Consider the following 23,971-nt stretch of genomic DNA (forward strand, 5'->3'; position numbering starts at 1 on the left):
CCGCATCGAATCGATGTCATTTCACTGTGCAAGATAATCATTCCGCACGGTCACTTCAAACTTTGACGCCGCGAGAGCTGGGGATTGCTATCCGAGCAGCCCACTTCTCAGGGCGACGGCGACCGCCTGCACGCGGTTGGTGGATTTCAGCTTACCGGAAGCGGTGTTGAGATAATAGTTCACGGTATGCTCGGAGATGCCGATGATCTTGCCGATCTCGAAGCTCGTCTTGCCTTCGGCCGTCCAGCGCAGGCATTCGCGCTCGCGCTCGGTCAGCCGCGGCTTTTCCTCGTCCCGCGTCCCACGCAATTTCGCGAGTTGGTCGAATATGCCGGTGGAGACGAGCTGCAATTCGCCCATTTCCTGCATGTCGAGTTCGTCGCGCAGGCCCGAATAGCCGATCGCGCCGGTCCCATAGGCCGGGCAATGCACCGGAAAATACGCCCAGCGGACCATGTCGAACTTGCGGAAAAGATCGACGACCGATGGCCGTTTTCCGTTGTCCACGACAGGAAGCTCATCGAGCGTATACTGAAAACAAAGTGCCGATTGCGCCAACCGCTTCAGGATCGGACTCGAAGCGCCGACCTTCCGTTCGTCGTAGGTTCGCGTGAGTTCGGCCGGCCAGTTGGAAAGTTCCGACAAGGCACCGATCTTTGCTTCGCCGATCGCAGGCAGCTTCAACACCGTGAAATAGGCAAAGCCATAGGCCTGCGTCTTGGAACGCAGCAACCGCAAGAGATCATAGGGCGTCTGCATGTCGCCCATGACGGCCGGCATATCCGATGAGCTGGAAATGCCTAAACTCATGCCGCCGCTACCCGCTCCGTCCCGATCGAGCCGTCCAATACCGTTTCCTGCACGCTCCACGATTGTCGAGCCCAGACAATGGGGCAGGCGGCCCCGACGAGCAAGCGGGAATGCGCGAGAACGCACGCTGTCCTCATCAAATGCGCCCGATCAAATGCACCTGCGGACTTGCGCGGCATGCCGCACTTGCTAGATGACGGGTCAGCATCCATCCAGGGGTTGCATTTTCCGGGGCCAGGCTTTGAGCGACCCAGTATTTCTCGGCATCGATACCGGCGGCACCTATACGGACGCCGTGCTGTTCAGCGAAACGCGCGGCGTCGTCGCGAAGGCGAAGGCGCTGACCAGCCACGACGACCTCGCGACCGGCATCGCGGCCGCCGCCGATGCCGTCATCGCCCAGTCCGGAATCGATGCAGCATCGATCGCCCTCGTCTCCCTGTCGACGACGCTCGCGACGAACGCATTGGTCGAGGGACGCGGCGGACGGGTGGCGTTGGTGGCGATCGGTTTCGAGCCTGCCGATCTCGAACGCGCCGGCTTGCTGGAAGCGCTTTCCGGTGCGCCCGTCTACCGGCTGCCCGGCGGCCACGACGTTCACGGCAAGCCGCGCTCGCTCGATCTTTCGGCGCTGCATTCGGCGCTGCCGACGCTTGCCGAAGAGGTGGAGGCGATCGCGGTTGCCGGCTATTTCGCCGTGCGCAATCCGGAGCATGAAATCGCGGTGCGCTCGCTGATCCGCGAGGCGACCAACCTCCCGGTCACCTGCAGCCACGAGCTCTCGTCGAAACTCGGCGGGCCGAAGCGGGCTTTGACGACGCTTCTGAATGCGCGGCTGATCGGCATGATCGACAGGCTGATTTCCGCCAGCACGACATTCCTTGCCGCGCGCGGCATCACGGCTCCGCTGATGGTCGTGCGTGGCGATGGCGCCCTCATTTCTGCGTCGGAGGCACGGCTTCGGCCGATCGAGACGATCCTGTCGGGCCCGGCCGCAAGCCTTGTCGGAGCGCGCCATCTGACCGGGCTTTCGCGCGCCATCGTTGCCGACATCGGCGGCACGACGACGGATATCGCCATCCTGGAAGATGGACGGCCAAGGCTCGATCCTGAAGGCGCGCTTGTCGGTGGTTTTCGCACCATGGTGGAAGCCGTGGCGATGCAGACGCATGGGCTTGGCGGCGACAGCGATGTCGCGATCCTGCGAGACGGCATTGCGGCCGGCATCCTGCTCGGGCCACGCCGCGTGGTGCCGCTGTCGCTCGCAGCGCTCGGTGACGGCAACGATCTCGTCACGTCACTCAAGCGGCAACTGGCCAACGATCGGCCCGGGCGGCTCGACGGGCGCTTTGCGGCGCGAACCGCCATGACGCCGCCGCGCCATTTGCCTGAGCGCGACCGCGCGCTGCTTTCGCGGCTCGGCGGCGATTTCCGCGCTCTCGACGCCGTGCTCGTCAGCGCATCCGAGCGGTCCGCGCTCGACAGGCTTGCCGGGCAGGGCCTCGTGCGCATCAGCGCCTTCACCCCGACGGACGCGATGCATGTGCTCGGACGTCTGTCACTGTGGAACGGCGAAGCGGCCCGCATCGGCGCGGCGCTGCTCGCCCGTCAGCGAGACGGCAGAGGCGAAATGCTCGCGGTCGATGAAACGCAGCTTGCCGAGCGCGTCATCGCAACGTTGACGGAAATATCCGCCCACAAGGTTCTGGAAGCCGGGCTCAGCGAAGATGCCGCCCGCGGATCGGGCCCTGCTTTCGATCCGGCACGCTCGGAGGCGGTGCGACGCACGCTGGCTCGTCCGCTATCGATCGTCGGCTTCCGGCTTTCGCTCGATCGGCCGCTCGTCGGGCTGGGCGCCTCGGCGGCAACGTATTACCCGGGGATCGGCGCACTACTTGGGGCGGAAATCACGGTGCCGGACCATGCGGATGTCGCCAACGCGATCGGCGCCGTGGTCGGGCAGATCACCGAGACGGCCGAGGTGCTCGTCACCGCGCCGGAACCGAGCCTCTTTCTCGTCAGTGGTGGAGCGCATGTGGAACGGTTCGACGCCGAAGCGCCTGCCCTCACCCACGCCCGCGAGACGGCAAGCGCGATCGCCCGCGCCAAGGCCGGGCGCGCCGGTGCCGGGGATCCGTCGCTGACTTTGGACGAGTATATTTCTGCTCCGGTCATCGACGGGCAGCGCCAATTCGTCGAGGCCCGTATCCGGGCAATTTGCTCGGGAAGGCCGCGACTTGCTGTCGACCCAACCTGATTGTTTCCAAAACGGAACAAATCTTTGGAATTGATGATCGATTGACAGGGAATGCGCCGGGCTTATCTGTGGCTCAACGGAAAGTGCGACCAGCCGGTTGCCGCGCCAAGGGAGATTAACGCATGACCACGACCGAGCAGCATGGGCTGACGATCGACACGACGCTCTACGACTTCATCGTCTCGGAAGCGTTGCCGGGGACCGACGTCGACGCGGACGCATTCTTCAAGGCGCTGTCGGATGCGATCCACGAGCTTGGACCGAAGAACCGGGCATTGCTTGCCAAGCGCGACGATCTGCAGGCGAAGATCGATGCCTGGCACCGCGAGAACGGCGCACCGTCCGACCTAGAGCGCTACAAGGCGTTCCTCTCTGAGATCGGGTACCTCGTACCTGAAGGCGGCGCTTTCTCCGTCTCGACCGACAATGTCGACCCAGAAATTGCGACAACGGCTGGCCCGCAGCTGGTCGTGCCGGTCATGAACGCACGCTATGCGCTGAACGCAGCCAATGCGCGGTGGGGTTCGCTTTATGACGCGCTCTACGGAACCGACGCGATCTCCGAAGATGATGGTGCCGAAAAGGGCAAGGGTTACAATCCGAAACGTGGCGCGAAGGTCATCGCCTGGGGCCGCAACTTCCTCAACCAGAGCGCACCGATCCAAGCCGCCTCGGGCGACACGACCTGGGAAAATGTCAGCGGTTTCTCGATCGAAGACGGCCAGCTCGTCATCGCGCTGACCGATGGCGCGCTCGGCAAGCTGAAGGACGGCGCACAGCTTGCCGGCTATCTCGGCGAAGCCTTCGCCCCGACATCGATACTCCTGAAGAAGAACGGCATGCATGTGGAGATCGTCATCGATCGCCGCAGCCCGATCGGCGAAGGCGACAGCGCCGGCATTTCCGATATCCTTCTGGAGTCTGCGCTGACGACCATCCAGGACTGCGAGGATTCCATCGCGGCAGTCGACGCCGAGGACAAGGTCGCGGCCTACCGCAACTGGCTCGGCCTGATGAAGGGCGATCTGGAAGACACCTTCGACAAGGGTGGCAAGTCGGTCACGCGCGCGCTCAACGACGACCGCGAATACACCGCGCCGGATGGCTCGACGCTGACCCTGCCCGGCCGTTCGCTGATGCTTATCCGCAATGTCGGCCACCTCATGACCAACCCTGCAATCCTTGACCGGGACGGCAACGAGGTTCCGGAAGGCATGATGGACGGCTTCGTCACCGGCCTGATCGCGCTGCACGATGTCGGCGCCAATGGCAGGCGCAAGAATTCCCGTGCAGGCTCCATGTATGTGGTCAAGCCGAAGATGCATGGGCCGGAGGAAGTCGCCTTCGCGGCGGAGATCTTCACCCGCGTCGAGCAGGCGCTTGGCATGAAGCCCAACACGATCAAGATGGGCATCATGGACGAGGAACGCCGCACCACGGTCAACCTGAAAGAGGCGATCCGGGCTGCGAAGGAGCGCGTCGTCTTCATCAACACCGGTTTCCTCGATCGCACCGGCGACGAAATCCATACCTCGATGGAAGCTGGCCCGATGATCCGCAAGGGCGACATGAAGGCATCGACCTGGATCCAGGCGTACGAGAACTGGAACGTCGATATCGGCCTGGAATGCGGCCTTTCCGGCCACGCCCAGATCGGTAAGGGCATGTGGGCCATGCCGGACATGATGGCGGCGATGCTGGAACAGAAGATCGGCCACCCGAAAGCCGGTGCGAACACCGCATGGGTGCCCTCGCCGACGGCAGCGACGCTGCACGCGACGCATTATCACCAGGTCAATGTCGCCGACGTCCAGTCGGGCCTGAAGTCGCGCGGCCGCGCCAAGCTCGACGATATTCTGTCGGTGCCGGTTGCCGAACGTCCCAACTGGACGCCCGAAGACATCCAGCGTGAGCTCGACAACAATGCGCAGGGCATCCTCGGCTATGTCGTGCGCTGGGTCGATCAGGGCGTCGGCTGCTCCAAGGTTCCGGACATCAACAATGTCGGCCTGATGGAAGACCGCGCGACGCTGCGCATTTCCGCACAGCACATGGCCAACTGGCTGCACCACGGCGTCGTGACCGAAGCGCAGATCGTCGAAACCATGAAGAAGATGGCGAAAATCGTCGATCAGCAGAACGCAGGGGACAGCGCCTACAGGCCGATGGCTGCCGATTACGACGGCTCGATCGCGTTTCAGGCCGCTCTCGATCTTGTCCTCAAGGGCCGTGAGCAGCCCTCCGGATATACCGAGCCGGTGCTTCACCGCCGTCGCCTGGAGCTGAAGGCCGCAACGCGCGGCTAAGGCTCAGCCGCCTTTTGGACCACGCGAATCCATGCGCCTCGCCGTGAAAACGGCGGGGCGCATTTGCCTTAAGGAAACGTTAAGGCCGCATTTCTGACCAACCGAGGCCATAATCGCCCTTCATGGATGCCGCAGCGTGGGTACCGGCGGGTGAACCAAGACTGCCATAAGAGCAGCGCGCATCCCGCCGATCCGTTCGACCCAAGGGACATGACCACCGCGTTTCGGAGAGGCGTCGGAATGATCAAGAAGTACCAGTTCGAAAGCGAGCCGGCAGAAGGCATGACGCTGCGGCAGATCGCGCTGTGGGCGGCCTTTCCAGCCTGTGCCGCACTCGTGCTCGCAGGCGGCATTGCCCTCAACATGGATCGTGCACCGCAGGCAGAGCCCCTCGTCGAAGTTGCATCGGCCGCCGAAGCGCCCGCCGCTGCCATTGTGCCGGCGCCCGCGGTAGCGAAAGCCGATCGTCCGGTGGAAAGCGCGCCTTCTGCGACGGCCGAGGCCACACCGCAGCCGCTCGACGAAGCCGACCCTCGCTGGGGTGGCGACGTGACCGCTGCGGCAGGGTCTTCCCAAGAGGAGACCGCATTCGGTGCACAGGGCGACGCCGGTCCTTTGCCGACAGACGCAACCGACGACCTTGATGTAGCGCTGGCCGAAGCCGCCATCGACGAGGACACGACCTCAGCGATCGGCACCCCCCAATCGAACCAGGGCTCGGAAGTCATCGTTGCCGAAAGCGAGCAGGAAGTGGCGGCACTCGAGCAGGCCGTGGCCGTTCGCCAAGACCAGCTTCCGGATGCGGCCTTCGTGGCCGAGACGGACGATGCCCTGGCCGCGATCGATGCCCAGGCGGGTGCGACGACCGGGCAGGTGGGCGGCACGGCGGACACGTCGAGCTACGTTGCCGGGCAGACCACGGAATACGTCAATTTCCGCACTGGACCGAGCAACGACGCCGAAACGATCAGCATCGTCCCGGGTGGCACGCCGCTTCAGGGTCAGCCGATGACAGAGTGCCCGCATTTCTGCGCCGTCGAAATCGATGGTCGGCAAGGATACATCTACAAGGCATTCATCGACTATGCGGCGCCGGAGGCCGACACAGACACCGCGCGCGTCGAATAGCGTGACAGCGGCGGACCGTCTGTCCGTCGCTCTTCAAGCCTCCTGAAGCACCACGACCTTCGTGCTGCGGCCAGGCGTCACCCGCTCATACAGATCCATGATGTCCTGATTGATCAGGCGAATGCAGCCGGATGAGGCTGCCGTGCCGATGGTATCCCACTGCGGCGTTCCATGCAGCCGGTACAGCGTGTCGTTGCCGTCCTGGTCAAACAGGTAGAGCGCGCGTGCACCGAGCGGATTGGTCAGGCCCGGATCCATGCCGCCATCGGCGAATTCTTCCAGATGCGGTTCGCGCTCGATCATCTCGACGGGCGGGTGCCAGCGCGGCCAGGCCTGCTTCCAGGCAACATAGGCTTCGCCCTGCCACGCAAAGCCCGCACGGCCGACGCCGATACCGTAGCGCACGGCTTCGCCGTTCGGCAGCACGTAATAGAGGAACTTTTCCGGCGTATCGACGACGATCGTGCCTGGCGCATGCTCGGTCGGATAGCGCACGATCTGGCGCGAGAACCGCGCTTCGAGACGCTGCATCGGCACCGCCGGGATCGTGTAGCCAGCATCGACGATCACGCCGTAATCCGGCATCAACTGCGGTGTAGCGGGGATTGGGGATACTGTGGTGCAGCCTGCCAGCGCCAGCGAGGCGGCGGCAGCGGAAGAGAGCAGAAACGCGCGGCGATTCATGGTGGAGTGTGCCTTCGGCAATGGCGGCCTGCCCTCGGCATCCGCACTTCGGCCGAACCATATTTTCGCCACCGGTGCGCCACAAGCGGTACGCATGCCGCTGCAAGCGATTTTGTGGCGGGATTGTTTTTCAGCAACAAGGCATAAACTGACGGCGGCGCAACTACTGCGTTCCGTTATTGTTCCGAATCGTCGGCCATGGCAAACTGGCCCCATGCCGATCATTGCTCCCTACGCCCAAAACCCGCTAATCGACGGCCGCCAGTCCGATCGCGCCATGATGGTGCGGCGTGGCGTCCAGCGGCTTCTCACAGATCTTCGCTACGCGTCGCTTCCCGAACTCGCGCTTGCCAGCGGCAGGCGTGCAGACATCGTCGCGCTGACCGGCGGCGGTGAATTCTGGATCGTGGAGATCAAAACGTCGGTGCAGGATTTTCGCGTCGACCGCAAATGGCCGGACTACCGACTGCATTGCGACCGGCTCTTCTTCGCCACGCATCCCGGCGTGCCGATCGACATTTTTCCGGAAGACTGCGGCCTGATCCTTTCCGACGGCTTCGGCGCGCATCTGTTGCGCGAGGCGCCGGAGCACAAGCTTGCCGGCGCGACGCGCAAGGCGATGACGCTGAAATTCGCACGCGCCGCCGCCGGTCGGCTGCTCATGGCCGAATGGGCGACGGGGAACAGCTTTCCGGCGGAAGACGCCGAATAAGCGGGTTCGAGAGCCGCGCTTCCGATCCGGAACCCGGCTTAGCGCGGGGCGCGCTTTGCAAGGATGCGCTGCAGTGTGCGGCGATGCATGTTCAGCCGACGGGCGGTTTCAGACACGTTGCGTTCGCACATTTCGTAGACGCGCTGAATGTGCTCCCAGCGGACACGGTCGGCCGACATCGGATTTTCCGGCGGCTCGGCTTTTTCGCCGGGCTTGCGGGTGAGCGCCGCAGCGACCTCGTCGGCATCGGCGGGTTTTGCAAGATAATCGATCGCACCGAGCTTTACGGCGTTCACAGCCGTCGCGATGTTGCCATAGCCGGTCAGGACGATCATCCTTGTGTCGGTCCGGCGCTGACGGATCGCATCGATGATGTCGAGACCGTTGCCGTCGCCGAGCCGCATGTCGACCACCGCATATTTCGGAGGAGCGGCTTTCGCCTTGGCGAGGCCTTCCGCCACGGATTCAGCCGTTTCCACCACGAAGCCGCGGGTTTCCATGGCGCGCGCGAGCCGTTTCAGGAACGGCGCGTCGTCATCCACGAGCAGCAATGAGGGATCCGGGCCGATATCGCCGTCGGCAACATCCTCGTTGATCATTCTTCAGGCTCCATTGCGGTACCGGCCGTCCCGCCGGCTTCTATCCACTCGTTACATATGGGAGTTTCGCAGCCTGGGGCAATCTCTGGGCTGAACCGGCGGCATCCATGGCAGCGCGCGGCCAGCTCAGGCGGATGACCGCCCCCTGCTGTTCACTCGATCCGTTTTCGAAGACGACCGTCGCGCCGGTGCGCTCCAAAAGCGTCTTGGCGATGAAGAGCCCCAGTCCCAAACCGCCGGCGCGCTTGTCCTTGCCAGCAGTTCGCCTGGTCACGAAAGGTTCGCCGATCTTGACGAGAATCTCGGGCGAGAAGCCCGGGCCGTCGTCGGAGATGACGATATCCACGCGGTCCCGGTCGTAGCGCGCATCCACCCGAACCTTCTCCTGGGCGAAATCGACCGCGTTTTCGACCAGATTGCCAAGACCGTAGAGAATGCCGGCATTGCGCAGGCCAACCGGTTCCTCGTCGGTGACGGCCTCGATCGTGACCTCGATCTCGACGCCGAATTCGCGGTGTGGGTCGACGACTTCTTCCAGCATCGAGGAGAGCGGCAACTTGCGCATATGCTCCTCGTCATCGGTCGACAGCGTCGTCAGGCGCCGCAGAATGTCTCGGCATCGCTCGGTCTGTGAGCGCAACAGCTGCAGGTCTTCGCGGTAGCGTTCGTCGGAGCCGAGCGCACGCTCCATTTCCTTCACCACGACCGAAATGGTGGCGAGCGGCGTGCCCAGCTCATGGGCGGCGGCAGCAGCCAGACCATCGAGAGCGAAGAGATGCTGTTCGCGCTGCAGCGTCAATTCGGTCGCCGTCAGCGCGTCGGCAAGTTCGTTGGCTTCGGACGACACGCGATGGACGTAAAAGGCGGCAAAAAGCGTGGTCGAGACGATCGCGATCCAGATGCCGGTCACCAGCACCAGATGTGCCTCGTAGATGATGCCCGGATACCAGGGCAACGGCAGGTGAAAAGCCGCCAGAAGCGTGACGGCCGCGATCGTCAGTGCACCGAGAATGAGCGTCTGGCGAATAGGCTGCGAAGCCGTGGAGATGATGACCGGCACGCTCATCAGGACCGAGAACGGATTGACGAGCCCGCCCGTCATGAACAGCAGACCGGACAGCTGCAGCACGTCGAAGCCGAGAACGCCGAGCGCTGCCGGCGGGCTCAGGCGGTGCGTGGCCGGATAGCGAAACGTCAGGAAGATGTTCAGCCAGGCCGAGGATGCGATGAGCGCGAAACAGAGGAGAACCGGGAAAGGGAATTCCAGGATGAAAGCGACGATCAGCACCGTCAGCGACTGGCCCACGACGGCAAGCCACCGCAGCCGCGTCAATGTCTGGAGGCGCAGCCGGTAGCGCGAAAATCGATCGCGCCCGCTCAAGGAATTGTCGGCAACCGCCATGGTCGAAACCCGTCCTTCTCGATGTCGCTCTGACATGGCAAAGGCGGCGGGCGGAGTCCAGCGAAGCTCACGAACCGCGCGGTTTTGCCCTGCGCGTCGGTTCGGCCCGCGCCGGATCTTCCGGCCATGGGTGCTTGGGGTAGCGTCCGCGCATATCGGCACGCACATCGGCCCATGAGCCGGCCCAGAAGCCCGGTAGATCGCGGGTCGTCTGGATCGGCCGATGGGCCGGCGACAACAGCTCCAGCAGCAGCGGCAGGCGCCCCTTCGCGATCGTCGGATGGGACGCGAGGCCGAAGAGCTCCTGCACCCGCACCGCCAGCACCGGCACGTCGCCATCGTAGCGGATCGGGATGCGCGAGCCGGTCGGCACGACGAAATGGGTCGGCGCCTCTGCCTCGAGTATGCGGTGCAGATCATAGGGTGCGAGGGCCATCAGGCCTTCGGTCAGGCTTCCCGGTGCGATCCGATCGAAGGCGCGCACGCCCGACTGGTACGGCGTGAACCAAACGGCCAGCTTGGTTACAAGTCCATCGTCGTCCATCGCAGGCCAAGGGTCCCCGATCGATCGGTTGAGGAAGCCGAGACGCGCGCGCAATTGCCGGCCATTGTCGCTCCAAGGCAGCGCGTCGACGCCGAGCCGGCGCACGCCGTCGGCCAGCGCTTCCGTCGTCCGCTCATCAGTCGGCACCGGTATCGCGCGCTCTTCCAGGACGATGGCGCCCAGGCGGCGGACATGGCGGGCGCGCACCGATCGGCTTTCGGTATCGAACATGCATTCGTCGCCGTCGACGCCGCGCGTTTCGACAAGTGTCTCCACTTCACCCGGATCGATAGCGGCCGCGGCCTGGATGCGCTGGGCACCGGCGCGGCCGGTGAGATCGGCAATCACCAGCCATTCCTCACCGGCAAGCGGATCGTGCGGATCGAGTTCGGCGCCGCGGCCATTGGCCATGAGATAGCGGCCCCTGCCGCCGCGGTTGCGGGCAACGCGATCGGGATAGGCAAGCGCCAGAAGTCCCCCAATCGACAGCTTCTGCACGGCCTCGCCAGCATCGTCCAGGTTTTTGACGATACGGCGGGACAGCTCGCGCGCTGCGGATGCCCGGTCACCCTTTTCGCTGCGCCAACGACGAAGCCGTTCGGCCACATCGATGGACGGTCCGCCCAGTCCTTGCTCCGTCAAAAGCACGGCGATGTCCGCCGCATCGGGGCGGCTTGCACGCGGCGCCGACGCAACCATTGCCGCGAGGCGGGCGGGAAGCCCGAGCCCGCGGATCGCGCGTCCTATAGCGGTCAGTCCGCCAGCGGGATCGAGGGCGCCGAGTTCGACCAGCAAAGCCCGCGCTTCCTTGAGAGCAGGCGCCGGCGGTGGATCGATGAAGGCAAGCACCGTCGGATCGGGCACGCCCCACGCAGCGCTGTCGAGGATCAATCCGGAAAGATCGCTCGACAGTATTTCCGGCGGCGTGAAGGCCGGCAGTGCCGCGGTCTGCTCGGCGCGCCAAAGCCTGATCGCGACGCCGGGCTCGGTACGTCCGGCGCGTCCAGCGCGCTGATCGGCGGACGCACGCGACACCCGCACCGTCTCCAGCCGCGTGATCCCCGTTGCCGGTTCGAAATGCGGCAGACGCTGCAGGCCGCTGTCGATGACGACGCGTACGCCGTCGATCGTCAGCGACGTTTCCGCGATCGAGGTCGCGAGCACGATCTTGCGCGATCCCGGCGCCGCCGGCCGTATCGCACGATCCTGCGCTGCGCCGTCCATCATGCCGAACAACGGTGCCAACACCGTGCCTGGAGACAGGCGGCCTTCGAGCCGCTCGGCCGTGCGGCGGATTTCGGCCTGGCCGGGCAGGAACGCCAGGATCGATCCCGTCTCTTCGGCGAGCGCCGAACGGATCGCTTCGGCCATGGCATCCTCGATGCGGTCACCTGCCCTGCGTTCGCGGTAACGCATCTCGACCGGAAAGGCCCGGCCCGCGCTTTCGATAACAGGCGCCTCGATCAAGGCTGAGACGCGGGCGGTGTCGAGCGTCGCCGACATGACGAGCAGACGAAGATCGGCACGCAGCGCCGCGCGCACATCCAGAACGAGGGCGAGGGCGAAATCGGCATCGAGCGCGCGCTCATGGAATTCGTCGAAGATGACCGCCGCGATGCCGGAGAGCTCGGGATCATCCAGGATCATCCGCACGAAGACGCCTTCGGTCACGACCTCGATGCGCGTTCGCTTCGATATCCTCGTGTCGAGCCGCATGCGGTAGCCGACCGTATCGCCGACCTCTTCACCGAGAAGATCGGCCATACGGCGCGCGGCGGCGCGGGCAGCCAGCCGGCGCGGTTCCAGGAGGATGATCCGGCCGTCACCGCGCCAGGGTGCGTCGAGCAGCTTGAGCGGGACGAGCGTGGTCTTGCCGGCACCGGGAGGAGCGGCCAGCACGGCCGCGCCTTGCGCATCCAACGCAGCGGCAAGGTCATCGAGAACGGCGCCGACCGGCAGAGCCCGCGCCGCAGCTTCAAACATTTCCCGGCTCATGGCGCGCCGTTCATCTCGAAGACCGCACCGCCGGCGGCCTCAGCATCGGCCGTATCGTGCGTGACAAGGATGACAGGCAGTTTCGCCGCCCGCGCCTGATCGAAGACCAACCGTCGCGTCTGCGCCCGCAGGCTCATGTCGAGCTTGGCGAAAGGCTCGTCCAGCAAAAGCAGGCGGGGGCGTGACAGGAGCACGCGCTGCAGGGCCACACGCGCTTTCTGCCCGCCCGAGAGCGTATCGGGATCGCGCGGACCGAAGCCGGCGAGATCCACGTCCGCCAGCGCCTTCTCGGCGATCGCGCGGCGGTTTGCCCGTCCCTTCACGTCCGACGGAAGGGCAAAGGCGATGTTGGAAGCAACCGACATATGCGGAAAGAGGAGCGGATCCTGAAACAGGATGCCGGCATGGCGCGCGTCGGCCGGCAGGGCCGTCAGGTCGACGCCATCGACGCGCACCTGCCCCTCGGCCTGGAAAATCGGATCGAGAAATCCGCCGATATAAGCGAGCAGCGTCGATTTGCCGGAGCCGGACGGGCCCATCACGGTCAGCGTCTCGCCCGGCGCCACATGGGCGTCGAGTGCGATCAGCAGGCGGCCGTCGAGACGGATCGCGATGTCGCGGAGACTAAGTCCCGCTCTTTCAGGCTGTGTCATTTCGCTCAGACGCGCATGGATCGACGACCGCGAAATAGCAGCGCAGGCACGAGCGAGGCAATCGCGAAGGCGAGAAACGGGAGAAGCGTCTGCAGAAAGGCATAGACGCCGATGACCCGCCGATTGCCACCGGATGCAAGCGCCACCGCTTCGGTGGTGATCGTCGTCAGCCGCCCCTCACCGATCAGCACCGTCGGCAGGTACTGACCGACGGAAACGGCAAAGCCGACCGCCGCAGCCGTCGCAATGGCACGCGCCAGCATCGGCAGGCGAATGCTGAAGAGGGTCACGAGCCGCGATCGTCCCAGGCCCGCCGCGACACGGTCATAACGGCGGTCGAGCGCGCGCCAGGGATCGGACAGCGACAGGAACACGTAAGGGAGCACGAAGATCAGGTGTACGAAAACGAGTGCGGCGAAGCGCTGGTCGGTGCCGCTCGCAACGAACAGCACCTGCAGGCCGAAGACGAAAGCGATCTGGGGCACCATCAGCGGCATGTAGATTGCCAGAAGCGCCCGGCTGCCAGCCGTCTTGCCGGTCTCGATCTCACGCTCGAGACACCCGATCGTGAGCAGAAGCGCGATCAGCGTCGAAGCGAGCCCGGCGAGCAGCGTCGTCGCCAGCGGATCGAGAATGCGCGGCAATGCGCTTCGCCATGTGGAGAGCGACAGTGCCTGCGGCCAGAGGTCCGGAAACTGCCAAAAGGCCGAGACGGACCACAGGCCGAGCAGCACCACGCCGGCGAAGACGATCAGCCCCGCAATCGCGGTGGCCATCAGCGATAGAATCCTCAAGGCCCTGTCGCGGCGAAAACGAATGCCGCCCTCACAGGCTGTCGTGATCGCAAACGCGACGCACCGCTCGAAGAGCCACCACAGCGCAAGCGCCGCGACGGTGACCGACAATTGCAGGACTGCTCCGGCAGATGCCAGGAACCGCACCGAGAGATCCGGATCGTTCATCCAGCGCAGCAGCCACACCGGCAACGTGGGCGGCAGATTGGGACCGAGGATGATCGCTACATCCACGACCGAGGTCGCATAGGCGATCACCGCATAGACGGCGAAACGGATCTGCCGGTAGACGCGCGGCGCAAGTGCATAGGTGAAGCCGGCGACCCGGCCATAGCCCATCGCCGATGTCAGCTGCATCGTCTGGCGGTGCGGCAGCTGTGGCAGGGCCGCGAGCGTCACCAGAAAGAGGAACGGGATCTCTTTGACGATCAGGCCGGCCATCATCGAAAGGCCGAGCGGGTCGTTGATGATCAAAAGATCGGGCGGCCGCTCGATCCCGAAGACGGGTGCTGCGAGCCGGATCAGATATCCGGACGGCGCGATGAGGAAAGCGAGCCCGAACGCGGCGGCCGCATGGGGGATCGCCAACAGCGGCGATAGCAGATGCTGGACGCGCTGGAACATTCGCGTCTGAGACCAGCCCGCCACGAACAGCATGACGATCCCGAGCGAGACCGCCGTCGTCGCCAGACCGACGAACAGGCTGAGCCATGCAGAGCGCCAGATCGCCGGCATGGCGAAGAGTTCGGCGAAATGGGATGTCGTAATGCTCGTTCCGCCGAGTGCCGGCAGATAGCCGAAAGCCGGCAGGACCGTGCCAACGAGGCCGAAGACGAGCGGCAGGATCAGGATGCCGATCGTCAGCGGAGGAGCGAAACGAGCGAGGGTCATCGCCGACCGACCGCCAAATCGTGAAACACGCGCTCGTCAGGCCGGGCGGGCCCTTGCAATCTGGCGAGGCGCGTTTCTGTCACTCAATTGCCGGCGATATAACGGCGGCGCCACTCATCTTCGATCCGCTCCATCCAGGATGCGTGGGGCTCGTCGATGATCGGTCCGAGTTCGTCCGGGGCAAGCGTCGCAACACCGAGTTCGAGTCCATCGAAGGCTGCGCGATCGGCGTCGTCCAGCTTGGCCATGGAAAGCACGGTCGGATCGCCCCAATAGGCCGGATCCTGCTTGCGCAGCTGCGCCTCGGGCGAGATCAGGAAATCCGCGACGACAAGCGCACCGGCGGCAGCGGACGAATTGTACGGCACGGCGACGAAATGCGTGTTGCCGAGCGTGCCTCCCGGGAAGGTGAAGGAGCGCACCGTATCCGGCAATTCACCGGCGGCAATCCCCGCCGACGCTTCGGCCGGATTGAACGCAAAGATGATGTCCAGCTCGCCGTCAGCCAGCTTCTGCTTCATGTCCGGATAGTTCTGCGGAAAGGCTGCAGCCGAGCGCCAGGCAACGCTGTGAAGTTCGTCGAGATAGGCAAAGAGCGGTGCGACGTCCGCCTCGAAGGTTTCGGGATCGACCGGCTGTTGCAGCTTTTGGCGATCGTCGATCACTTCGCTCAGCACCTGCTTGAGGAAGGACGAACCGATGAAATCAGGCGGGGCAGGATAGGAGAAGCGGCCGGGATTTTCCTTCGCCCAGGCGAGAAGTCCGTCGGCATCCTGCGGAAGATCGGCCGCATCGGTGCGGGCTTCGTCATAAAAGAAGACGAGCTTGGCGCCGCCCCATGGGCTCTGCAGGCCCTCCGTCGGCACGGTGAAATCCGTCAGGATCGAGGGCTGGTTCTCGAAATCCACATATTGCCAATTCGGCAAATCCTGCGCCCAGCCCGGCGAGAGAAGCAGATCCTGCTCCTTCATCGCGACGAAGTTCTCGCCATTGATCCAGATGAGGTCGACCGAACCGCCTTCATCGCGACCGGCGGTGCGCTCGGCGACGACGCGGGCGACGGCATTGGCCGTGTCGTCCAGCTTCACATGCACGATTTCGACGCCGAAGCGCGCGCTCGCCTCGCTGGACACCCATTCGAGATAGGCGTTGATGTTCTCGGACCCGCCCCAGGCGTTGAAATAAACCGTCTGGCCACGGGCTTCTTCCAGCACGGCATCCCAGTTTTTCGGGTCGATGTCAGCGGCGTGGAGGGAAGAAGACAGCGATAGACCGATCGCCGCGGCAAAGAGAATCCGTGTGAGCCCCATCAGCATGTCCCTTCCGGTTTGATGACGGACGAACTTAAGGCGAGGGCAGTCGGCGTCAATGCACGACGCGACACGCCCCAACACGACTTCGTGTGGATATGTTCGGACGAAGGGCGCTCGCGCCCTAATCCCGTGCGGCGCGCAGCATGGCGGCCCGCAACTCCTCGATGCCGCCGCTCTTTTCGGAGGAGGTCGCCAAAACTTCCGGAAAGGCTGCGGGGTGCTTGGCGATCTTGGCGAGCGTTTCGGAGATCAGCCGCGGCACGCCAGCGGCCTTGATCTTGTCGGTCTTGGTCAGGACCAGCTGGTAGGAAACGGCCGCCTTGTCGAGCAGATCCAGCACTTCCTCGTCGTTCGGCTTGATGCCATGGCGCGCATCGATGAGCACGTAGACGCGTTTCAGCGTCGCGCGGCCCCGGAGATAGTCGAAGACGAGCTTCGTCCACTGGTCGACCTGTTCCTTCGGCGCCTGAGCATAGCCGTAGCCCGGCATGTCGACCAGTGCCAGCGGTGGCAGGTCGTCTGCGGCGCCCGAATAGCCGTCCGGGACGAAATAGTTGAGCTCCTGGGTGCGACCCGGCGTGTTGGACGTGCGCGCAAGGCCCTTCTGGATCAGGAGCGCGTTGATCAGCGACGACTTGCCCACATTGGACCGACCGGCGAAGGCGATTTCCGGCGGACCCTCGGGCGGCAGGAACTTCATGGAAGGCACGCCGCGGATGAAGATCCACGGCTTCAGGAAGAGATTGGTATCGGCGAGCGTGCTTTCGGCAGTCACAGGTTTTTCCTTTCGCGCGCCGCGTCGAAAAAGGAGAACCCCGGATTTCCGGGGTTCTCGATGATCGAAAATTTATTCGGCGGGCTTCGGCTTGCGGCGGAAGAGCCCGCGCAGATTGTCCCACAGTTCGATCCGGACGCCCTGTCGCTTCATGATGAAGCCCTGCTGGAGGATCGAGAGCGTGTTGTTCCAGGCCCAGTAGATGACGAGGCCGGCCGGGAAGGTCGCGAGCATGAAGGTGAAGACGACCGGCATCCAGTTGAAGATCATCTGCTGCGTCGGATCCGGCGGCGTCGGGTTCATGCGCATCTGCAGGAACATGGTGACACCCATGATCAGCGGCCATACGCCGACCAGCAGGAACGCCGGGACATCGTAGGGCAGCAGGCCGAACAGGTTGAACAACGACGTCGGATCGGGTGCCGACAGATCCTGGATCCAGCCGAAGAACGGCGCATGGCGCATTTCGATCGTGACGTAGATGACCTTGTAGAGCGCGAAGAAGACCGGGATCTGCAGCAGCACCGGCCAGCAACCGGCGATAGGATTGATCTTTTCGGTCTTGTAGAGCTCCATCATGGCCTGTTGCATGGCCATGCGATCGTCGCCGTGCTTCTTCTTGATCTCCTCCATCTTCGGCTGAACTTTCTTCATGTTCGCCATGGAGACGTAGCTCTTGTTGGCGAGCGGGAAGAAGACGAGCTTGATCAGGACAGTGGTGATCAGGATCGAGACGCCGAAATTGCCGAGGAGGCGGTAGAAGAAGTCGAGAACGTAGAACAGCGGCTTGGTGATGAAATAGAACCAGCCCCAGTCGATCATCAGATCGAAGCTCGGGATCTGGAACTGATCCTGGTAGCCGTCGATGATCGGTACCTGCTTGGCACCGGCAAACACCTTGTTGCCGACTTCCACCGTGCCGTCGGCCGGGATCGTCAGAGCGTCGGACCGGAAATCCGTCTGATAGCGGGCACGGCCTTCGCCGAAATAGGCGAAACGCGAGACGAAAGGCGTGGCCTGATCAGGGACAAGCGCAGTCGCCCAGTATTTGTCGGTGATGCCCATCCAGCCGGCAGAGGCCTGGTCGACGGCGATGACACCGTCTTCCTCGACATCGGCATAGTCGACTTCCTGAAGTCCGGCTTCACCGAAATATCCGAGAAGGCCTTCGTGCAGGACGAAAATCGATGGCGTGGTCGGCTTGGAGAAGCGCGTCGAACGTCCGTAGGAGGCAAGCGATACGGCTTCTCCGCTCGAATTGGTCACGGCGTCGTCGACCTGGAACATGAAGTCGTCGTCGACGGAGATCGTGCGGGTAAAGACGAGGCCCTGCCCATTGTCGAAGGTCAGCGTCACAGGCGTTTGCGGCGTCAACTCGGCGCCGTCTTCGACTTCCCAGACGGTATCGGCGCCCGGCACCGGCCCAGCCGCTTCGCTGCCGACATAGCCCAGTTCCACGAAGTAGCCGGTTTCGATCGCGGCCGGAGACAGGAGCGTGATGATCGGACTGTCGTCGTCGACGGTCTCGCGATAGCCCTTCAGGCGCAGATCGTCGAAACGCGCGCCGGTCAGGTTGATCGAGCCGGTCAATGACGGCGTGTCGATGGCGACACGTTCACTCTGCGCAATGGCCGCATCGCGGCTGACCGCGGTGACTTCGGTACCAACGGTGCCGCCCGGCAGAGCCGCATCAGGCGTCGAACCCGGTTCAGGTGCGGGTACACCTTCGACACCTGGGCTCGGATCGCGCGTCACGGCTTCCTGCTGCTGATCAGCGGTCTCGCGTTCTGCTTCGATGCGCGGGTTGATGTAGAAGAACTGCCAAACGATCAGCACAAGCACGGAAAGCGCTATCGCGACGAAGTAATTGCGGTTGTTTTGCATCCTGCTTTCCTGGATTTCCGCCGTAGGCGCGGCTCGCTCGAGCCGCTGCCGTTACGCCGTCGAAGCGGCGCTTGCGCGGACCCTACTTGTCCTTGACCGAACCTGTTTTCGGCCGGCTCTGGGAGCGCGGCCCTTCGATGCGTTCTTTGATGGCCGCCGTCAAGCGACAAAAGGGCGCAGAGAGCATGTCGCGGCGACCGACAAGAACATAGTCGATCCCAGGCTTCATGGCTGCGGCTCCGGAAAGCCTCACTGCTTCGCGCAAACGGCGCTTCATGCGGTTGCGCTCAACCGCGTTGCCCTGGCGCTTCGTCAGTGTGAAGCCCACGCGCGGCGGCTCATCATCCCCCCGAGATCGTGTCTCGAGAAGGAAGAACGGGCCCTTGTGTCTTTGCCCGCCCTTCATGGCGACGAAATCGGCACGGCGTTTCAACCGTTGCGGATTTCCTTTCGGCTTGTCGTCCAGCATGTGCCAGCCTTCTCAATCAAAAGCGGGCAACAGGCCGATCAAGCCGACAGACGCTTGCGGCCGCGTGCGCGACGGGCTGCGAGTACCTTGCGGCCGCCTGCGGTGGCCATGCGTGCGCGAAAGCCATGACGGCGCTTGCGCACGAGTTTGGAAGGCTGAAATGTACGCTTTGGCATTTATTTAGATACCGCGGGGTGCGGCCCTTCTTGTCTGTCGAAACAGAAGCGTTGCGATGGATCATCCGTCTCGCGGCACGTTCAGCTCCCGGAGGAGCGGCCCGACCGAGCACGAATGTGGCCGGCTTATAGGCAATAAGACCCGTGAAAGTCAATGTCGCCCGGCTTTTCCCTCAGTGACAGCACACGGCCCCATCACGCAGACGTTTGGCAATGCGAGCGCATGTCATTGGCCACTCCTCACTTTTGGCTGTAGCCCGATGGTGGTCTTACCCATTAAAGGATCGCCTCACGTGAAGCAGCACAGCCCCTATTCGACCGCAGCCGCTCCGGTCTTCGTCACCGAAGGCCAGGACGCTCAAAGTCGTGAAGGACATGGATCGGAGCGGCGAATGACCGGACGGGCACTCAGCCGCTTTCTGCCAGCGTTGGCCATCGTCGCCTGTCTCGCGCTCGGCTACGCCTTCGGGCTGCAGGACTATCTGTCGCTGAATGCTCTGGCCGATCATCGCGACCAGTTGCAGGGCTTCGTCGAGCAGAATTTCATTTTTGCCGCAGCGATCTATCTCGGCGTCTACGCGCTTGCCGTGGCCGTCGCGTTTCCGGCGGCATCGGTCCTCACGGTCTTTGGAGGCTTTCTCTTCGGCTGGCTGATCGGCGGCGCACTGACGGCAGTTGCTGCAACGACCGGCGCGACGCTGCTGTTCCTCGCCGCCCGCAGCACGCTCGGGCCAGCCTTGCGCGATCGCGCAGGCGGCAGCCTCTCGCGCTTTGCGGACGGCTTTCGCGAGGATGCCTTTTCCTACCTGCTGATTTTGAGGCTCGCGCCGATCTTTCCCTTCTTCCTGGTCAATATCGCCCCGGCCTTCTTCGGTGTCGGCACCCGCATCTTCGTGATGGCGACTTTGATCGGCATTCTGCCGGGCACCTTCGCCTATTCCTATCTCGGCTCCGGCCTGGACAGCGTACTCCTCGCGGCGAGGGAAGCAGGACAGACGCTTTCTCTCGGCGATCTGGTGACGCCGCAGATCACGCTGGCCTTCGCAGCCCTGGCGGTCGTCGCCGCCATCCCCCTGATCGTCAAACGCCTGACCCGCCACACCAAGACCTGAACCCCCGCACGCGTTTCCGGCCCTTCGCGCAAAGCCCCGGATGATCTAGAGATGCGCAGCCGGATAAGGGAACAACGATGACGTCCAAGACTGCAGAGAGCGCCGTTCTGAAACACGACATATGCGTCATCGGGGGCGGCTCGGGCGGCCTGACGGTCGCTGCAGCGGCCGCATCCTTCGGGGTTTCGGTCGTCCTCATTGAAAAGGGCAAGATGGGTGGCGACTGCCTGAACTACGGCTGCGTCCCCTCGAAGGCGCTGATCGCGGCGGCCAAGCATGCCGAGGCCATCCGCGAGGCGCCGCATTTCGGCATTTTCGCCGGCGAGCCCGAGATCGACTTCGCCAAGGTCAACGCCCATGTTCACGAGGTGATCGGGGCGATCGCACCGAATGATTCCGTTGAGCGCTTTCGGGCTCTGGGCGTCAGCGTGATCCAGGCGGAAGCACGCTTTACAGATGCACGCACCGTGGTTGCCGGCGATCAGACGATCCGCGCGCGGCGCTTCGTGCTCGCGACGGGTTCCAAGCCACGCGTCCCGGACATTCCCGGGCTCGCGGACGTCGATTATCTGACCAATGAGACGCTGTTTTCGCTGACGACCCGGCCCGAGCATCTGATCGTCATCGGCGGTGGCCCGATCGGCGTCGAAATGGCGCAGGCCCATCGCCGCCTGGGCTGCGCCGTCACCATTCTCGAAATGGGTACCCTGCTCGGCAAGGAAGATCCCGAACTCGCCCGCATCGTCGTGCGCCGTCTCGAAGCCGATGGCATCGCGGTGCATGAAAACATCGAGATTCTTCGGGCGAGCCAAGGCGGTGACGGGACGGTGTCAATCGCCTATCGGCTCGACGACGAAGAGAGCACAATCACGGCAAGTCACCTGCTCGTCGCGGTGGGACGCGCCGCTCAGGTCGACAATCTAGGCCTGAAGGAAGCCGGCATCACATTTGATCAACGCGGCATCAAGGTCGGCAGCGGGCTCAAGACTAGCAACAGCCGGGTCTTCGCGATCGGCGACGCGGTGGCGGGCGGCCTGCAATTTACCCATGTCGCCAACTACCATGCGGGCCTGGTCCTTCAGCAGATCCTTTTCCGCGTGCCGGCCAAGGAGAACCGCTCGGTGATCCCGCGCGTAACCTTCACGGACCCGGAACTGGCCCAGATCGGCCTGACCGAGGACGAGGCGCGCAAGGCGGGGCACACCATCACCATCCAACGGTGGCCCTATGCGCAGAACGATCGCGCCGAAGCGGAGCGCCGCACCGGCGGCGAGATCAAGATCGTTGCCGGTCGCCGCGGGCTTATCCTCGGCGTCGGCATCGTCGGCCACGGCGCCGGCGAGATGATCAATCTCTACGCGCTCGCTTTGTCGAAGAAGATGACACTCAATGACCTGCGCGGTTTCATTGCGCCCTATCCGACCATGAGCGAGATAGGAAAACGCGCGGCGATCTCCTATTATGCACCGATGACGCGCAAGCCGTTTGTGCGCAAGCTCCTGGCCTTCCTGCGTCGCTTCGGCTGATGGTTCGGCCAACGCGGCGCAGAGAACCGGCGCATATGGATAGGATATGAGCGAAGCGGATACCCCGCCCCCTGACGTCATGCCGCCCGGCGGACGCGTCGCAGCGACGGAAGAGGCGCGCACCGCCGGGGGGGATGATGGCATCCGGCTCGGCCGCGGGCTCTCCAGCAAACTCCTCTTGCTGACGATCCTGTTCGTGATGATCGCGGAAGTGCTGATCTTCGTCCCTTCCGTATCGAACATGCGGCTGCGCTGGCTGTCCGACAAGCTCGCGACCGCTGCATCGGCCAGCATCGTCGTCGAAGGCTTCGACGAGATGGACCTCCCTCAGCCGGTCCAGACCGACACGCTGATGAGCACCGGCACCAAGGCCATCGCGCTCCGGCGTGCCGGCTCGTCGCGCCTGATCGCCAGCACCGAAGTGCCGCCGACGGTCGACATGCAATACGATCTCTCCGATGTCGGGCCGCTGACGGCGATCGGCGACGCGATAGGAACGCTGGTCTATGGCAGCGACCGGATCATCCGGGTGTTCGGACCCGTCGCCGGCGATCCGGGCACCATGATCGAGATCGTGATGGAGGAGCGCCCGCTGAAGACGGCGATGCTTCTCTACGCGCGCAACGTCCTCATCCTGTCGCTCGTCATCTCGCTCATCACCGCCGGCCTGGTCTTCCTGGCCATCAATGCGCTCCTGATCCGCCCGATCCGCCGCATGACGGCCAACATGCAGGCCTTTGCCGAAGCGCCCGACGAGCGCGCTCGGGTGATCCGCCCCAGCATGCGCGACGACGAACTCGGCCAGGCCGAGCGCCACCTCGCCTCCATGCAGGAAGAATTGCAGCACACGCTGAAGGAACAGAAGAACCTCGCCGATCTCGGCCTCGCCGTCTCCAAGATCAACCACGACATGCGCAACATCCTCGCATCCGCTCAGCTCATCTCCGACCGCCTCGCCGGCGTCGACGATCCGATCGTGCAGCGTTTCGCGCCGAAGCTTCTGCGCACCATCGACCGCGCCGTTGCCTATTCGAACGAGGTGCTCGCCTATGGCCGTGCGCGCGAAGCGACGCCGAAACGGCGCTGGCTGGATCTCAAGCGGCTGATCGAGGACGTGCGCGACATCACCGCGGTCGATCCCTCCTTCGAGATCGATTTCGTGATCGACATGCCCGACGGGCTCGAGGTGGAGGCCGACAGCGAGCAACTCTTCCGCGTCATCCACAATCTTTCCCGCAACTCGGTCGAAGCGCTGAAAAGCCTGGAGGGCGATGCGGCGCTCGTGAAGCGCATCCGCGTCGCTGCAAAGCGCGAAGGCAGCGTGGTGACCATCATGGTCGAAGACACGGGCCCCGGCATGCCTGCAGGCGCACGCGCCAATCTCTTCAAGGCGTTTCGCGGGTCGACCCGGCCCGGCGGCACCGGGCTCGGCCTGACCATAGCGCGCGAGCTGGTGCTCGCCCATGGCGGCGACCTGAAGCTCGTCGAAAGCAGCGGCCCCGGCACGATTTTCGCCATCGTGCTGCCCGACCAACCCCTGCCGATCGCCGCCTTCCGCAACCGCCCGAAGCACCGGCTCGACCAGGAACGCCAGCAAATTCCCTAATCCTCGCTCGCCCCCTCGGCTGACGGGCCCGTCGAAGCCGAAGACCTGCGCAACGCTTGGCCAACTTTTTCCAGAACCGCGCTTGCATTCCCCACGGCTACGTTTTAGGTAAGCGCCGTCGCGGTCGATCCACCGGATCCACCGCCAACGCGCCCGTAGCTCAGCTGGATAGAGCACCAGACTACGAATCTGGGGGTCAGAGGTTCGAATCCTTTCGGGCGCGCCATTTTTTGCTGAAAATTCAACAATTTAGCTGGAAGTAGCGAGTGGTTTGTCTGCGAACACAGCGACGAGTCGCCACCGAGTCGCCACCGTGTTCGAAACTCGCAAGGTCT

At 64.0% G+C, this 23,971-nt stretch carries 19 protein-coding genes and 1 tRNA gene; 8 read left to right on the forward strand and 12 right to left on the reverse strand.

Features of this window, described 5'->3' with window-relative positions; translation table 11 throughout:
• Positions 1-87 precede the first annotated feature (87 nt).
• On the reverse strand, positions 88-810 hold the full coding sequence (locus tag GC125_RS17780) for a helix-turn-helix transcriptional regulator (RefSeq protein ID WP_151986874.1): 723 nt from the start codon (positions 808-810) through the stop codon (positions 88-90).
• A gap of 241 nt (positions 811-1,051) precedes the next feature.
• Here GC125_RS17780 and GC125_RS17785 point away from each other — a divergent pair, with 241 nt between their 5' ends.
• From GC125_RS17785 to GC125_RS17795, 3 genes are all read left to right on the forward strand, one after another.
• The gene (locus GC125_RS17785; RefSeq protein ID WP_151986875.1) at positions 1,052-3,067 is read left to right on the forward strand and encodes a hydantoinase/oxoprolinase N-terminal domain-containing protein; all 2,016 of its coding nucleotides are present in this window, start codon (positions 1,052-1,054) and stop codon (positions 3,065-3,067) included.
• A gap of 122 nt (positions 3,068-3,189) precedes the next feature.
• Positions 3,190-5,373, forward strand: a complete 2,184-nt coding sequence (locus GC125_RS17790) for a malate synthase G (protein ID WP_151986876.1) — start codon at positions 3,190-3,192, stop codon at positions 5,371-5,373.
• Between the two features lie 240 nt (positions 5,374-5,613).
• Complete coding sequence (locus tag GC125_RS17795) at positions 5,614-6,501, forward strand: SH3 domain-containing protein (protein ID WP_151986877.1); 888 nt, start codon at positions 5,614-5,616, stop codon at positions 6,499-6,501.
• Between the two features lie 33 nt (positions 6,502-6,534).
• On the opposite strand, the gene GC125_RS17800 is transcribed toward GC125_RS17795, so the two are convergent.
• The gene (locus GC125_RS17800) at positions 6,535-7,185 is read right to left on the reverse strand and encodes a L,D-transpeptidase (protein WP_151986878.1); all 651 of its coding nucleotides are present in this window, start codon (positions 7,183-7,185) and stop codon (positions 6,535-6,537) included.
• 214 nt (positions 7,186-7,399) lie between these two features.
• On the opposite strand from GC125_RS17800, the gene GC125_RS17805 reads away from it, so the two are divergent.
• On the forward strand, positions 7,400-7,897 hold the full coding sequence (locus tag GC125_RS17805; RefSeq protein ID WP_151986879.1) for an MmcB family DNA repair protein: 498 nt from the start codon (positions 7,400-7,402) through the stop codon (positions 7,895-7,897).
• A 38-nt stretch (positions 7,898-7,935) separates the two neighbouring features.
• Here the strand turns inward: GC125_RS17805 and GC125_RS17810 are convergent, their stop codons facing one another.
• The 10 genes from GC125_RS17810 to rpmH all read right to left on the reverse strand — a co-directional run bounded on the left by GC125_RS17810 (position 7,936) and on the right by rpmH (position 19,392).
• On the reverse strand, positions 7,936-8,496 hold the full coding sequence (locus GC125_RS17810) for an ActR/PrrA/RegA family redox response regulator transcription factor (RefSeq protein ID WP_126006674.1): 561 nt from the start codon (positions 8,494-8,496) through the stop codon (positions 7,936-7,938).
• A gap of 40 nt (positions 8,497-8,536) precedes the next feature.
• Entirely contained in the window at positions 8,537-9,898 is a 1,362-nt protein-coding gene (locus GC125_RS17815) for an ActS/PrrB/RegB family redox-sensitive histidine kinase (protein ID WP_286165564.1), read from the reverse strand.
• Positions 9,899-9,965: 67 nt separating this feature from the next.
• Positions 9,966-12,425 (reverse strand): ATP-dependent helicase HrpB, encoded by a 2,460-nt coding sequence (gene hrpB, locus GC125_RS17820; RefSeq protein ID WP_151986881.1) that lies wholly within the window; start codon positions 12,423-12,425, stop codon positions 9,966-9,968.
• 8 nt (positions 12,426-12,433) lie between these two features.
• The gene (locus GC125_RS17825; RefSeq protein WP_151986882.1) at positions 12,434-13,090 is read right to left on the reverse strand and encodes an ATP-binding cassette domain-containing protein; all 657 of its coding nucleotides are present in this window, start codon (positions 13,088-13,090) and stop codon (positions 12,434-12,436) included.
• A 5-nt stretch (positions 13,091-13,095) separates the two neighbouring features.
• Positions 13,096-14,775 carry an ABC transporter permease gene (locus GC125_RS17830; protein ID WP_151986883.1) on the reverse strand — a complete coding sequence of 560 codons (1,680 nt, stop codon included), beginning with the start codon at positions 14,773-14,775 and terminating at the stop codon, positions 13,096-13,098.
• An 83-nt stretch (positions 14,776-14,858) separates the two neighbouring features.
• Positions 14,859-16,085, reverse strand: coding sequence for an ABC transporter substrate-binding protein (locus GC125_RS17835; RefSeq protein ID WP_502706072.1), 1,227 nt, complete (start codon positions 16,083-16,085; stop codon positions 14,859-14,861).
• Between the two features lie 124 nt (positions 16,086-16,209).
• Positions 16,210-16,863, reverse strand: coding sequence for a ribosome biogenesis GTP-binding protein YihA/YsxC (gene yihA, locus GC125_RS17840; protein ID WP_151986885.1), 654 nt, complete (start codon positions 16,861-16,863; stop codon positions 16,210-16,212).
• A gap of 72 nt (positions 16,864-16,935) precedes the next feature.
• The gene (yidC, locus tag GC125_RS17845; RefSeq protein WP_151986886.1) at positions 16,936-18,747 is read right to left on the reverse strand and encodes a membrane protein insertase YidC; all 1,812 of its coding nucleotides are present in this window, start codon (positions 18,745-18,747) and stop codon (positions 16,936-16,938) included.
• Positions 18,748-18,829: 82 nt separating this feature from the next.
• Positions 18,830-19,216, reverse strand: a complete 387-nt coding sequence (gene rnpA, locus GC125_RS17850) for a ribonuclease P protein component (protein ID WP_151986887.1) — start codon at positions 19,214-19,216, stop codon at positions 18,830-18,832.
• 38 nt (positions 19,217-19,254) lie between these two features.
• Complete coding sequence (gene rpmH, locus GC125_RS17855; protein WP_151986888.1) at positions 19,255-19,392, reverse strand: 50S ribosomal protein L34; 138 nt, start codon at positions 19,390-19,392, stop codon at positions 19,255-19,257.
• A 392-nt stretch (positions 19,393-19,784) separates the two neighbouring features.
• On the opposite strand from rpmH, the gene GC125_RS17860 reads away from it, so the two are divergent.
• From GC125_RS17860 to GC125_RS17875, 4 genes are all read left to right on the forward strand, one after another.
• Positions 19,785-20,504, forward strand: a complete 720-nt coding sequence (locus GC125_RS17860) for a VTT domain-containing protein (RefSeq protein ID WP_151988055.1) — start codon at positions 19,785-19,787, stop codon at positions 20,502-20,504.
• Positions 20,505-20,581: 77 nt separating this feature from the next.
• Entirely contained in the window at positions 20,582-22,030 is a 1,449-nt protein-coding gene (locus GC125_RS17865; protein ID WP_151986889.1) for a dihydrolipoyl dehydrogenase family protein, read from the forward strand.
• 79 nt (positions 22,031-22,109) lie between these two features.
• On the forward strand, positions 22,110-23,636 hold the full coding sequence (locus GC125_RS17870; protein WP_151988057.1) for a sensor histidine kinase: 1,527 nt from the start codon (positions 22,110-22,112) through the stop codon (positions 23,634-23,636).
• 149 nt (positions 23,637-23,785) lie between these two features.
• A tRNA-Arg gene (locus tag GC125_RS17875) sits at positions 23,786-23,862 on the forward strand.
• Positions 23,863-23,971 lie beyond the last annotated feature (109 nt).

It is taken from the genome of Rhizobium sp. EC-SD404 (genome assembly GCF_902498825.1).
In the GTDB taxonomy this organism is placed as follows: domain Bacteria; phylum Pseudomonadota; class Alphaproteobacteria; order Rhizobiales; family Rhizobiaceae; genus Georhizobium.